This window comes from Hymenobacter qilianensis (genome assembly GCF_014638675.1).
Lineage (GTDB): Bacteria > Bacteroidota > Bacteroidia > Cytophagales > Hymenobacteraceae > Hymenobacter > Hymenobacter qilianensis.
The window spans coordinates 916,072-928,425 of record NZ_BMFN01000002.1; the positions used below are offsets into that span (position 1 = coordinate 916,072).

At 57.0% G+C, this 12,354-nt stretch carries 13 protein-coding genes; 10 read left to right on the top strand and 3 right to left on the bottom strand.

Annotation, left to right across the window (positions count from 1 at the left end):
- Window positions 1-123 precede the first annotated feature (123 nt).
- Window positions 124-618 carry a GNAT family N-acetyltransferase gene (locus tag IEW06_RS11555; RefSeq protein ID WP_187732658.1) on the top strand — a complete coding sequence of 165 codons (495 nt, stop codon included), beginning with the start codon at window positions 124-126 and terminating at the stop codon, window positions 616-618.
- 156 nt (window positions 619-774) lie between these two features.
- The gene (locus IEW06_RS11560; RefSeq protein WP_187732659.1) at window positions 775-1,593 is read left to right on the top strand and encodes a universal stress protein; all 819 of its coding nucleotides are present in this window, start codon (window positions 775-777) and stop codon (window positions 1,591-1,593) included.
- 154 nt (window positions 1,594-1,747) lie between these two features.
- On the opposite strand, the gene IEW06_RS11565 is transcribed toward IEW06_RS11560, so the two are convergent.
- Entirely contained in the window at window positions 1,748-3,871 is a 2,124-nt protein-coding gene (locus IEW06_RS11565) for a TonB-dependent receptor family protein (RefSeq protein WP_187732660.1), read from the bottom strand.
- A 233-nt stretch (window positions 3,872-4,104) separates the two neighbouring features.
- Here IEW06_RS11565 and IEW06_RS11570 point away from each other — a divergent pair, with 233 nt between their 5' ends.
- From IEW06_RS11570 to IEW06_RS11580, 3 genes are all read left to right on the top strand, one after another.
- On the top strand, window positions 4,105-4,836 hold the full coding sequence (locus IEW06_RS11570) for an alpha/beta hydrolase (RefSeq protein ID WP_187734152.1): 732 nt from the start codon (window positions 4,105-4,107) through the stop codon (window positions 4,834-4,836).
- Between the two features lie 151 nt (window positions 4,837-4,987).
- Window positions 4,988-5,725, top strand: a complete 738-nt coding sequence (locus IEW06_RS11575; RefSeq protein ID WP_187732661.1) for a hypothetical protein — start codon at window positions 4,988-4,990, stop codon at window positions 5,723-5,725.
- A gap of 49 nt (window positions 5,726-5,774) precedes the next feature.
- Window positions 5,775-7,010, top strand: coding sequence for a PQQ-dependent sugar dehydrogenase (locus tag IEW06_RS11580; protein WP_188548314.1), 1,236 nt, complete (start codon window positions 5,775-5,777; stop codon window positions 7,008-7,010).
- A 77-nt stretch (window positions 7,011-7,087) separates the two neighbouring features.
- Here IEW06_RS11580 and map read toward each other — a convergent pair whose 3' ends face one another.
- Complete coding sequence (map, locus tag IEW06_RS11585) at window positions 7,088-7,852, bottom strand: type I methionyl aminopeptidase (protein ID WP_187732663.1); 765 nt, start codon at window positions 7,850-7,852, stop codon at window positions 7,088-7,090.
- Between the two features lie 49 nt (window positions 7,853-7,901).
- Window positions 7,902-8,711, bottom strand: coding sequence for a DUF6503 family protein (locus tag IEW06_RS11590; protein WP_187732664.1), 810 nt, complete (start codon window positions 8,709-8,711; stop codon window positions 7,902-7,904).
- A 313-nt stretch (window positions 8,712-9,024) separates the two neighbouring features.
- Between IEW06_RS11590 and IEW06_RS11595 the strand changes: the two genes are divergently transcribed.
- From IEW06_RS11595 to IEW06_RS11615, 5 genes are all read left to right on the top strand, one after another.
- Complete coding sequence (locus tag IEW06_RS11595; RefSeq protein WP_187732665.1) at window positions 9,025-9,582, top strand: hypothetical protein; 558 nt, start codon at window positions 9,025-9,027, stop codon at window positions 9,580-9,582.
- A gap of 213 nt (window positions 9,583-9,795) precedes the next feature.
- Window positions 9,796-10,098, top strand: coding sequence for a sll1863 family stress response protein (locus IEW06_RS11600; RefSeq protein ID WP_187732666.1), 303 nt, complete (start codon window positions 9,796-9,798; stop codon window positions 10,096-10,098).
- A gap of 108 nt (window positions 10,099-10,206) precedes the next feature.
- A complete protein-coding gene (locus tag IEW06_RS11605) occupies window positions 10,207-10,524 on the top strand; it encodes an outer membrane protein assembly factor BamE (protein ID WP_187732667.1) in 318 nt (105 codons plus the stop codon).
- 191 nt (window positions 10,525-10,715) lie between these two features.
- Window positions 10,716-11,642 (top strand): alpha/beta fold hydrolase, encoded by a 927-nt coding sequence (locus IEW06_RS11610; protein ID WP_187732668.1) that lies wholly within the window; start codon window positions 10,716-10,718, stop codon window positions 11,640-11,642.
- Window positions 11,643-11,740: 98 nt separating this feature from the next.
- Entirely contained in the window at window positions 11,741-12,349 is a 609-nt protein-coding gene (locus IEW06_RS11615) for a DUF7010 family protein (protein WP_187732669.1), read from the top strand.
- Window positions 12,350-12,354: the final 5 nt, after the last annotated feature.

Sequence of the window (12,354 nt, forward strand, 5' to 3'; positions counted from 1 at the left end):
GAGCTGAGGCTTTTGATGAAGGCGAAGTACTGGTATACTTGCACCGATTACGACTGCCCCCAACGCGCTGCGTTTGTTGCAGCGCATTGGGGTCCGCGGGTTGCGCACTTTCTTTTCACGCCCATGCCAACACTATCTACCCTTACGGCCGCTCACTGGCCTTCTGTAGAAGCGATTTATAAGCAAGGAATTGCCACCGGGAACGCCACGTTCGAAACCCAAAGCCCGAGCTGGGAAACCTGGAATGCGGGACATCTGGCGCACTCCCGTCTGGTAGCTACCGATGCCGACGGCAACGTGCTGGGCTGGGCGGCTCTGTCGCCGGTGTCGGGGCGGTGCGTGTACGGGGGCGTGGCGGAGGTGAGCGTGTATGTAGCCGATGCCGCCCGTGGGCAGGGTGTTGGCCGGCAGCTGCTGGGCGCGCTGATAGCGGAGTCAGAGAGGAACGGTATCTGGACCTTGCAGGCAAGTATTTTCCCCGAGAATACGGTCAGCATTCGTTTGCACGAAACCCACGGCTTCCGGATGATGGGTCGGCGCGAGCGCATTGGTCAGCTGGCCGGCGTGTGGCGCGACACGGTGCTGCTGGAGCGCCGCAGCACGGTGGTGGGGGCTTAATACTGTATTCCGATTTCTTTATACTTACTTGCCCCGCCGCTGAACGCGCCTGCTTATCCAAAAAGCCCCCCAAGTGGCCCATTGCCATCGGTAAGGTATCCTGAGGGCAGCGGCGGCGTATAGCAATAGATACCTTAGCCTCCTTAATCAGCCGCTATGCCTGCTCCTCTCCTACTGCTCACCGATTTTACGCCCGCCGCCGACCTCGCCCTGACCTACGCCGCCGCTATTGCCGCTGAGTTGCAGGCGCCCATCGTGCTGCTGCACGTACGCCGCACGTCCCTGCTCGATCCGGAAGCTTTAAGCGGTCGCATTCCGCACCGGAGTGAGGGCGAAATTGCTACGGAACTAAGCAGTCGTACGGCCGGGCTAACGGTACCCGTCACGGTCGACATTTCCAACGACCTGCTGGAAGACGCGGTGGCGGCGGCCGTAGCCCAGCATCAGCCCCAGCTTATCGTGCTGGGTCGCCCCGATTATAACAAGCCCGATGAGCTCATCGATACAACCTCGCTGAACCTGCTGCGCCATACGCCCGTGCCCCTGTTGGTAGTGCCTATTACGTCTCCAGCCAGGCCAAATCTGGGCCGCGTAACCATTGGAGCCGATAATCAGCCCTTTTCCCTGAGCCCGCAGATAGTAGCGTTTGGTCAGAATCTGCTGAGCGCCTTCAACGCCGCTATAAACGTTGCGCACGTGGTGGAGCCCGAAGACGACGACAACTCCTCGCTCGCTTGTCAGCAAGTAGAGAACAGCGGGCTAACGGCTGGTTTTCAGCGCGTCACGATGCGTGGGCAGCGCCACTTGCGCCCCGTGGAGGGTATTTTGGCGGCGGTAGAAGAGGATGACGCGGGCTTGCTGATTCTCATTGCAAGGCGGCACAGCATTCTGCAACGGATGTTTTACCAAAGCGTATCGGCGCGAGTGGTACGACATAGTCAGGGCCCGGTGCTGGTATTGCCGGCTCAGCCTTAGGCTTCAGCCAGAACAGACGACTTTTTGACCGTAAGAAAGGGCGGTGTTTTCGCGGAAGCAGTTTGCGTCAATTTTCAACTAATGCAAGGCGGAAGAGAAGCAAGGTTTTGCGTCTCTACCGCCTTCTGGTAGCCAATAATAACACGTAGGCTGCTTACCAACGCCAGCCCAGCTGCACGCCGCTGTACCAGTTGCGGCCGGGCGCGGGCTGAAAATAGCGCTGTCCGAAAGCGTTCAGGTCGTTGCCGAGGCTGTAGCGCCGGTCGGTGGCATTTTCGAGGCCCGCGAAGATGTCGGCTTCCAATTTGCCCCCCAGCACCCGCCGCCAGCCCGCGCGCGTGGCAAACGTCCAGTAGCCGGCGGCGTACACGGTGTTGGCGTCGTTGAGCGGAATCCGGGCTTGATGGCTGAGTGTGGGCTGCAAGTAAAAACCAAGCTTCTGATTGAAATCGAGGCCGGCGGAGAGCGTGTGTGGGGCGGTGCCGGTGAGGCGGTTGCCGCTGTAGTCCTGGTCGCCCTGCTGATAGTCGCGGAAGCGAAAATGGTTGTAGGCGTAGCTGGCCCAGGCGCGCAGGCTATTGGGCAAGATGTTAGCCGAAGGAGTGAAAGTGCCCCTCGCTAAAGACCCCAATACAGGACGCAACAACCAGCCGCTCACGGCAGCCTCTACACCGCGCTGGCGCGTAGAACCGGAGTTAAAAAACACGTTTACGCCCGCATCCGTGGTGCGCGTAACAATGGTTTGCTTCAAGCGGAAATCAAACAGGGCCACGTCGAAAACTAGGCGATTATTGAACAGATTACCTCGCGTACCTAGCTCGTAGCTGCTGCCGCGCTCGGCTTCCAGGTTTCTATTCAGACTACCATCGGAAGGTCGAATCTCTTCCTCGCTGGGGGGCGAAAATCCGCTGCTCACGCTGGCATAGGCGGATATCTGGGAGGTAATTTCCTTGAGCAGCGCCACCCGCGGCGACACCACCGGCTGAAAGTTGCGCCGAAACGCAAAGCTATCCGGCCGCGCCGCCGCATCCGACACCCGCGCAATGCGGTAGCGCAACCCGTTCAGACTGGCGCCCGCCGTAAGCAGAAAATTTGCGGGCAGTTCCCAGTCGGCCTGCGCGAAACCGAAGCCCACGCTGGTACTGATTTCATCATCGTAGCGTAAGGGGCCGGGCGTGCCGCGGCGGTTTTGGTAGTTGCGTGCGTTTTCGAAGCTATTTTGAAATTCGCCCCCTGCGCTTAGCCGCAACAAGCGGCCCGCCAGCGCGGCGCGGTAGCCGAACACGGATCGCCCACCCCAGCCCAGCGAAGTATTGCGCTCCAGATCAACCAGAAACGGCGTTTTGATGGTGGTGCCCGAGGCGTAGAGTGTCGTCTTGTTCGACCAGCGGCTTGTGAACTGATAATCGTGGGTTACGCCCAGCAGCGCCGTCCGCGACGCGTAGCCCGCCCGCTGATCTACGGTGCCAAGCTGAGTGCCCACGGTTGGCCGGGCCTGGCGTGGGTTCTGCTCAAACTGCGCTCTGGTCAGGCTGCCAGGAATCTGATAATCCAGATCAGTATAGAGGGCGCTTACGCTTACAGTGCGCTGCTCCGAGGGGGCAAATTCACCGTCCAGAGTCAGCACATCACGGCGCAGGGCGCTATTCTGGCGGTAGCCATCAAGAGTTTGACGCGTGTATTGGGCACGCAAACTGGCTTTAGCCGAGCCGGTTTCGGCCGCTACTGAGTAGCGCCGGAGCCCGAAGCTGCCCGCCGTGAAGCCGGCCTGCACCCGCGCCTCGTCGGGCGCGGGCCGACGGGTATTGAGCAATATGGCGCCGCCCGTTCCGGCTCCGTACACGCTGCCCGCCGGCCCTTTTATTACCTCAATACGCCCAATAGAAGCCGGATCGAGCAAGTTGAGCGGACTGCTGCCGCTGGCTTCAGTGAAAGGAATATCATTGTAGTAAAGCTTCACGTTGCGCACCCCAAACGGGGAGCGAAGGGTGCTACCGCGTACGCTAAGGCGGTAGCTGGCCGTGGCCCGCTCCTCCAGCCGCACGCCCGGCAGCGTGTTCACGGCTTGGGTCAGGGAGGTTTGATTGAAGCGGTCGATAACAGTGGCGTCGAGCACGCTCACGCCGGCCGCCGTGCGCCGCAGCGGCAGGTTCTGGCCGTAGCCGACCACCGTGGCCTCGGGCAAGCGCACGGTGCGGGCGGTGTCGGGGGTCTGGGCGCGAGAAGGAAGCTGAAGCAGCAAGAGCAGCGGCAGGAGCTGGCAGTAACGAAGAAGCATTGGGGAAGTGTAGCGTAACCCTTGCCCGAACGGGAAACCAGCGACACAGGTTGGTAAAAAAGCCCCCCAGACTGATTTATACCGTTCATATATTCCCTCATTACGCTGAGCAGGCTTCCTTTTACCGGATTTCTGATTTTTGATTACTCCCTATGAAGTCCAAGCCCCCTGCTCCTGTCATCGTTTTCATCACGGGTGCTTTCGTGACGACTAGCTGCTGGGATCAGTAGAAACTGTTTTTCGAAGGTGAGGGCTACACATGCTATGCCCTGCCCTGGCCCCACAAGGATGCCCCGGCAGCGGCGCTACGCCGCCAGCATCCGCACTCGCCCATCGCGCAAAACGGCCTGCACGACGTGCTGAAGGTATACACGGATTGCATTGCTCAGCTACCAGCCAAGCCTATCGTTATCGGGCACTCCTACGGCGGGCTCATCGTGCAGCTTTTGTTGCAGCAGGATGCGGCGGAGGCGGGTGTGGCCATTGAGTCGGCACCGCCGCTGGGCGTGGTGGCGCTGAGCTGGACGCTGGTGCGCTCGGTGCTGCCCATGCTGGGTTTGTTTTCCTCCTCCAAAACCACCTTTCTGCCCAGCTTTACGCAGTGGCAGTACGCTATTGCCAATGGCCTGCCGCTAGCCGATCAAGAGTCCTCCTATGAACGCCTAGTGGCCCCGGAATCGAAGAAAGTAATTCGGGAGGCTCTTAGCCTGCGGGCTCGCGTTGATTTTCGCCGGCCGCACGCGCCGCTACTGTTTCTGGCCGGCGGCACCGACCGAATTATGCCCCCCGCGTTCAACCGCGCCAACTTCCAGCGCTACCGCCATGCGCAGTCCGTCACCGACTACCACGAGCTGCCCGGCCGGTGCCACGCCATGCTGGGCCAATCTACCTGGCGGGAAGACGCAACGTTTGTGCTGCGCTGGCTAAGTAAGATGGAATTGGCCACAGTCACTTTCCGGGCTTAGAAACGGGTATACGCATCTACAAAACTGCGGTATCTCGCGTGCTGATGCTAGAATAGTAACTGTCATGCAGAGCGGCAGCGAAGCATCTCGCGTGCTGACGAAGGATTAGTAATCAGTCGTCAGCACGCGAGATGCTTCGCTGCCGCTCTGCATGACCGCCTTTATCAAAACTAGCTTAGGAATATTGGCTTATTCTTACCTTACATCACCTCACGCACCATCTTCACTCATGCTTTACATCCCGCGCCGCCACCGTCGTAAACTGCTGCTTCCGCCGGGCCTGCTGGCGCTGGCGTTTCTGCTGTTGCTGGGGTGCGGAGTGATTGCGCCCATTGTGAAAGAACGCACTAAGGCGATTTTACAAATGACAACACCTGTACTTCCTCCGGCGGATGAATATGAGAGAAAATACTGGGTATCTACTCAAGAGCTAGTGAACATGCGAAGATGGATAAACTTTGAAATAACTGGCAACTCGCTTTTGGATTGGTTTAACTGGCAACAGGCTCAGCATAATATACTGAATTTGCACAATTCATCAGACTCAATTAGTGGCACAAGAATCTATTTTCGTCAGAGTGCTAAATATGAGTACATGATAAGAGCTCTTTCTTATCTAAATGAAATTGGTGTAAGAAAGTATGTATTAGATATGCGTACGCCTGTTACAACATTATATGCATTAGAAGTACCCCAAAGAGGCGTTTTATTCACTTGTGGAACCGATACAGGTGAAGTTTTTGATCTTACTACACATTTCAAGGAAGCGTTTGACAAACTAATGCTCAAATACAATCTGCAATTGGCAGATTTGTCCTCTTGGTTTATCGCAGGATTAGCACTTGTGATAATGTCAATTAGAAAGCTAGCCGCGTCAGCTTTTTCGTAACATAACCTTATACAGTTGAGTTGAATAGAACGACCTTATCTATTCAGCTATGACCATTCTTAAAAATACGCTTACCGCCGCGGCGCTTTGCTCGGCCCTGACTGGTGCTGCTCAGAACGATTACCAGAAAACCGTAACGGCTTCCTACAAAGGCAATATCTTCAAGCCCGGCCAGGTGGAAGCCACCGACGCCCGCGTGGCGCAGTTGAAAGCCCCCGCTGGCTTCGCCGTCACCAAGTTTGCCGACAAGCTCGAAAAACCCCGGATGCTGGCTGTGGCGCCCAACGGCGACGTGTACGTGAGCAACCGCGACAAAGGCACCGTCACGCTGCTGCGCGATACCAACAAAGACGGCAAAGCCGACCTCACCAAGCAAGTAGCCCAACGCGATAATCTGCACGGCTTGGCTTTAAAAGATGGCAAGCTCTACATAGCCGCCGTGCGCGAAGTGTACGCCGCCGACGTGAAGGCTGATGGCACGCTGAGTGAGCTAAAAACGCTCTACAAAGACCTGCCCGACGCCGGTCAGCACCCCAACCGCACCCTCAACTTTGGGCCCGATGGCAAGCTCTACCTCTCTGTGGGCAGCACCTGCAACGCCTGCGACGAGCCCAACAAGGAAAACGCTACCCTGCTGGAAATCAAGCCCGACGGTTCCGGCCGGCGCGTGGTGGCTAAGGGTTTGCGCAATACTATCGGCTTCGGCTGGCACCCTACTACCAAAGTGCTCTACGGCTTCGACCACGGCATCGACTGGCTCGGCGACGAAGACCAGCGCGAGGAGCTAAACGAGATAAAAGAAGGCGCCGACTACGGCTGGCCCTTCGTGTTTGCCGACGGCAAAGCTAACCCCGCCGACGAGCCGCCCCGCGGCCTGACCCACGAGCAGTATGCAGCCAAAACCGAGAAGCCTAAGCTGCTCTATACCGCTCACTCGGCTCCGCTGGGAATGGTATTCAACACTGGGGGGCAATTTCCGAAGGAATACCAGAACGACGCCTTCGTGACCATGCACGGCTCCTGGAACCGCGCCGAGCCCAGCGGCTACAAAATCGTGCGCGTACACTTCAACGACCAGGGCCAACCCGAAAAGTTCGAGGACTTCGTGACGGGCTGGCTGGTGAATAACAACAAGGAGCAGTTCGGCCGGGTGTGCGGCATCGCTCAGCACGCCGACGGCTCCCTATTGGTTTCCGATGACGCCAATGGAGTGATTTATCGGGTAGCGTATGCTGGAGCCGCGCCGGGGGGCAAATCTGGGAAGAAAACGCAAACAGGTAGTTAAGATCAAAGATCAAAACAATTGTTGGCAATTACTTAAATTAAGTTGCGGAGCTGGGCTAGTTCCGCAACTTGAGTTACTTACTCCCAAATGCAGTTCGCTTCCGTTAGAATAATAGGCTGGCCATCCGTAATCACAATGGTATGCTCGTGCTGGGCCACAAAGCTGCCGTCTTTGGTGGCCAGCGTCCAGCCGTCGGGGAGCTGATGAGCTAGGCTGGCACGGGTGGAGATAAACGTCTCGACAGCCACCACTGATTTCTTCTTGAAACGCTTCAAGTTGTAGCGGTCGTAGTAGCAGGGTATTTCCGTGGGCTCCTCATGCAGGCTGCGCCCGATGCCGTGCCCCACCAAGTTCTTAATCACCCGATAACCCGCTTTGCGCGCTTCGCCTTCAATTAGCCCGCCGATATCAGCAATGCGTACGCCGCCGCGAATGCGGCTGAGAGCGGTGCGTAAGATCTGCCGGGAGGCATCGACCAACGGCTGGTGATTGTGAATATCAGCCCCGAGCACAAAGGAGCCGCCGTTATCGGCCCAGTAACCGTCCAGCTCCGCCGACACGTCAATGTTCACCAGGTCGCCGTGTTGCAGCACCTTATGAGCCGACGGAATGCCGTGCGCCACTTCGTTATTCACGCTGATGCACGTCCAGCCGGGAAAGCCATAGGTAAGCCGCGGAGCCGATTTAGCCCCTAATGCCGCCAGAATACGTCCGCCGTATTCATCTACCTCTTTGGTCGTCATACCCGGCTGGGCATACTCGCGCATTTGCTTCAGGGTGGTGCCTACGGCTTCGCTGATGCGCTGAAGACCGGCTAATTCTACGTGCGAGGTGATGGACATGGGGCAAAGGGTTTGGCTCTCAGATGTTGTTGCTGGTCCGCAACTTGCGTTATTTAAGCTTGGCGACGGGCGTTTTGCTGGTCATCACGCCGGCGGGTATCGTTTGAGCGGCGGCAATGTTGTCGAGGCGACTGGGTTTGGTGGCCTCGTCGCGGCCGGCGGCCAGCAATAGTTGACCGTGCTTGGCGTAGTCGTTCCAGCGGCGGCGGAAGGCGGGCTGCTCGTCGGTGGCCTTCGGAAAATAAGCCCATTCTTCTACTAGGTTGGTGGCTTTATTGACCAGTATCTCGTAGCGGTTTTGGGGCGTCACGCCTACGTTTTTGAAGGTCATTTGCAGGATGTCGGCCGCGGCGCCGTCCATGGTTTTGCCTTCGCCTTTGTACGTCAGCGTCACGCCGGAATCTTTGAGCTTAAAGGGCATCACGAGCCAGTAGGAGTTGTTTATCCAGATGGGCGTGAGCCGGTCGAGCACTTTTTGGCCGGCGGGCGTGGCCGAAATATCCTGGCCGCGGCTGTACACTTCGCCTTTCTTGGTGTTGAGGTTGTAGTTGGCTACCAGCGTGTCGCGTTCCCAGTGAAAGTCGCCAGTGTATTTGTCCCAAATCTGATATTGCCCCCCAAAGAAGCTCCAGGCCAAATAGCGGGTATTGCGCCAGGCATCGTAGCCGCCCATGGCGTTCATTACCTTATCGGCAATAGCGATGGCCTTTGGATCGGAGCCGGCCTGGTCGAACCCTTCGGCGGCTGGGTAAGACCCTTTCTTCGTCTGCGTTTTTTGGGCCTCAGCCGAGCCAGTCAGCATCAGCATACTGAAAACGGCAACGGCAGCCAGGCGCGGAAATAAAGAAAACGGACGCATAGAATAAGGTAATAAAGTGGGTAGAGGCCAAGAGCGGCGGCACTGCAAGATACAGCCAAGTTTCGTCCTTTAGCACAGCACGAGTCCGCCGCAGAACGTCATGCAGAGCGGAGCGAAGCATCTCGCGTGCTGACATTAGTTTACTATTGCAACGAAGCGGGCGAGATGCTTCGCGTTGCTCTGCATGACCGCCTTTTAGCTCACAACCTCTGCCCACGAGCTGCTTCGCTGCGCGCTGCATGACGTTCTTTTTGTGCTAGCCCCGTGGTATAATTCATCACTAAATAGGCAGCTTTTGTAGCTTTGAACTTCTATGGCCGCCCTCCCACCCGACCTGCGCAAAGCGCTGCTGAGTTTGCCCCAAAAGGAAAAAGATCAGCTCCTTACCCGCCTCGTAAGTCAGGACGCGGTGCTTACGGAGCAGCTGGCTTTCCGCTTGCTCGAAGGCCCGGAGGCGCTGGACGACCGCCGCACCTTTCTGCGCACCCAGATCGATGACCCCATTCGCGGCTACCACCAAACGCCCAATGACCTGCTGGTGATTGTGCGCCAGCTACAGGCACGGATTGGCTACCACGCCAAAATTACGGGCGACACTTTCGGCGAAGTAGAGCTGACGGTGCGCCTGCTCAACCGCGTATTAGAACACCAGCCCGCCACCGTGGCTCGCCTGCACGGACCCACCCAACCGCTGCTTCAGCACCTGGCCCGCCGTGCGCAGGAGGCTCTGCGGCAAGCGGAGAAGCTCCACCCCGACTATCACCTGGAGCTGGCCGATGACGTTAACCTGCTGCTCACCGGCCTGTGGGCATCGGGGGCGGCACCGCTGGCGCGGGAGCTGGGCCTGCCGCCGCGCTGGGGGGCAATTTGACGCCTAGCTTCCTGATAAATCAATAATGAAGAAGTAAGGACGACGACCAACTTCCTCCTGACCAAGCAGAGTATATTTCCGCTAAGCGAAATTTGGGGTGGTTGTAGACGTTGGCGGGCATCCTTTATTTGGCAAAAACAGTACATAGAAACAGTTCCTCCATCTATTATCCGGTGGTGAGCCCGCGCGGGCTGCCGCTTTTGCCGAACCTATATGTCGTACACTCCCAAACCCGAAAATATGCGCGTGCCCAACCACCTCTCCGACGCTGAGCTGCAACAGGCATTGGATGAGTTGGATAGCAAAATCAAGACGCTCCAAAACCGCGCCCACGCCACCACAGCCAGCTCGCACCACACCTACCATGAGCACGTGGCGGCCCTGGAAGTAAAGCGTGCCAAGCTGGCCGAAATGCTGGGCCGGGATACCGACAGCACAAAGCGCGAATCCAGCACCTGGGACGAAATCCGGCGCGGCATTGATACGCTGCGCGACGATTTGCGCAACCTGATTTAAAGTGGTGAAATTGTGAGGGGTAAAGTTGTGAAAGTTTATGCTTGTTGTTTTCAGCACTTCGCAACTTCACTCCTCATAACTTCACTCTTCGCACCCTCACAATTTGCTATGAAAAACATCTTCTCCCTGGCTGCTTTCGCCGCCTTACTCCTGCTGTTGCCGGCCTGCACAGCCCAGGAAAGCTATCAGAATGCCGCCAGCTGCGCCGAAGTAGAAATCGGTATGACGCAGGAGCAGGTACGCCGCATAATGGGTGAGCCTACGGGCCGCGACACCACTACTGCACCGGGCCAAACGTGGTCTTACCTCTTCGGCAGCGCTACCGACACTACTCCCATCCGCATCGAGTTTGGCGACGATGGGAAAGTCAAAGCTAAGCAGTGCGCGCCCGAAGCGTCCGGCTCCGAGCGCCCGACAGGCAACTAAGCTCATCAAGCTTCAGTCTTATAGAAAAGCCCCCCAAGTCGCTTGGGGGGCTTTTCGTGAAATACGCTTTTTCCATTCAGCCGATTTATTCACCACTAATCCGCCGCAGTTACCGTTCACTGAAATTCCGTTTCCGGGGGGCAAATCCACGACTAGGTTTGAGTCAGTCATTCATCTCAACCCTTACAGCCGTGAACCACTTTTCCTCCTTCCGCCAGTATTGCTACTCGCTCATTCTGCTTTTGCTGCTGAGCTTCTGCCTGCCGGTTCTCCTTTTTGCTGCCGACAATCCGGCCGCGCATCCATCTTTTTCGGTGAAAGTAACGGGCAAAGGCCGGCCGATGCTTCTGATTCCGGGCCTCACCTGCCCCGGCGCCGTGTGGGACGAAACGGTGGCGCGCTACCAGAAGCAGTACCAGTGCCACGTAGTTTCGTTAGCGGGCTTTGGGGGCCAGCCGGCGCAGGCAGCCGTGCCGGAGCATCTGCTCCAAAGCGTCCGCGACGAGCTGCTCACCTACATCAAAACCCAGAAGCTAAACCGGCCAATAGTGCTGGGACACAGTCTGGGGGGCTTTTTGGGCCTTTGGATGAGCACCACCGCGCCGGACGCCATCGGGCCGCTGGTTATCGTCGACTCGCTCCCTTTCCTGGCGGCCGTGCAGAATCCGGCCCTTACTGCCGAAGCCGCCAAGCCGATGGCCGAAGGAATGCGCCAGCAAATGACGGGGGGCAAAATGCCCGTGGCCGCGCAGCGCCAGATGGTAGCCGGCCTGATAACCGACACGGCCCGCATCACTCAGGCCACGCGCTGGGGCCAGGCCTCCGACGCCCGCACCGTGGCCCAGGCCATGTATGATATGTACACCACCGACCTGCGCGCCGACCTGGGCCGCATACAACAACCTGCGCTGGTGCTTGGCGCCTGGGCTGCCTACAAAGCCTACGGCTCGACCAAAGAGAGCACCCGCGCCATTTTTGCCCAGCAATACGCCAAGCTGCCCCAGCATCGCATCGACATGTCGGAGGACGGCAAGCACTTCCTGATGTGGGACGACACGGCGTGGTTTTTCGCCCAAACCGATGCATTTTTAAAGCAAAATGGTATTGCCAAAAAATAGCGGTTTCCCTCCTTCTGCACCGTCAATCAGAAGTGTAGCTGAATGCTGGTGTAGAAGGCAATATTACTCACTGAAAAAGCCCTGAAAATCAACTAGCAATGGTACTCGAAAAGGACTTCACAGCGCTGAAGCTGGAACTGTCGGTGAAGGCAAAAAACGGCGTTGATTTTATTGTGGCGGCCAGCATATTGTGGTCAGTTATTACCGTTATCTGGATGCAGCCGAACCCGCCGGGTCGCAATGCGCTATTCACGCTTATCGTTGGGGGCGCGATGCTTCCTTTGGCGCTTACTTTTTCTAAAATATTCAAGACCAATTGGAAGGTAAAAAGCAATCCGCTGCAGCCATTGGGCTTGTGGCTGAATTTTGCTCAGCTCTTTTATTTTCCTTTTCTATTTTTTGTTTACATAAAACAGCCTCAATACTTTATCATGACTTATGGCATTATAACCGGCGCCCACTTTTTTCCTTACGCCTGGTTTTATAATGTAAAAGCGTACGCGATTATGGCTGGCGTTATTGCCTTTGGCTGCATGTTTATCGGCTTAAATGTTACTGTCGAAGACCTGTATTTAATTCCGCTTTTTGTCACCGTTTCGCTTGTGGTCCTGAGCCTTATGATTTCTGTTTCTTACCAAAAAAACAAAGTGCTTTATAGCGGCCTTGCTGCACCCGTAAATCAGCCGGCAAAAGAGCAATTTGCTTAACTTAA

Coding starts and splice junctions, on each gene's coding strand:
- IEW06_RS11555 (WP_187732658.1), top strand. CDS start 124: ATGCCAACACTATCTACCCTTACGGCCGCTCACTGGCCTTCTGTAGAA.
- IEW06_RS11560 (WP_187732659.1), top strand. CDS start 775: ATGCCTGCTCCTCTCCTACTGCTCACCGATTTTACGCCCGCCGCCGAC.
- IEW06_RS11565 (WP_187732660.1), bottom strand. CDS start 3,871: ATGCTTCTTCGTTACTGCCAGCTCCTGCCGCTGCTCTTGCTGCTTCAG.
- IEW06_RS11575 (WP_187732661.1), top strand. CDS start 4,988: ATGACCGCCTTTATCAAAACTAGCTTAGGAATATTGGCTTATTCTTAC.
- IEW06_RS11580 (WP_188548314.1), top strand. CDS start 5,775: ATGACCATTCTTAAAAATACGCTTACCGCCGCGGCGCTTTGCTCGGCC.
- map (WP_187732663.1), bottom strand. CDS start 7,852: ATGTCCATCACCTCGCACGTAGAATTAGCCGGTCTTCAGCGCATCAGC.
- IEW06_RS11590 (WP_187732664.1), bottom strand. CDS start 8,711: ATGCGTCCGTTTTCTTTATTTCCGCGCCTGGCTGCCGTTGCCGTTTTC.
- IEW06_RS11595 (WP_187732665.1), top strand. CDS start 9,025: ATGGCCGCCCTCCCACCCGACCTGCGCAAAGCGCTGCTGAGTTTGCCC.
- IEW06_RS11600 (WP_187732666.1), top strand. CDS start 9,796: ATGTCGTACACTCCCAAACCCGAAAATATGCGCGTGCCCAACCACCTC.
- IEW06_RS11605 (WP_187732667.1), top strand. CDS start 10,207: ATGAAAAACATCTTCTCCCTGGCTGCTTTCGCCGCCTTACTCCTGCTG.
- IEW06_RS11615 (WP_187732669.1), top strand. CDS start 11,741: ATGGTACTCGAAAAGGACTTCACAGCGCTGAAGCTGGAACTGTCGGTG.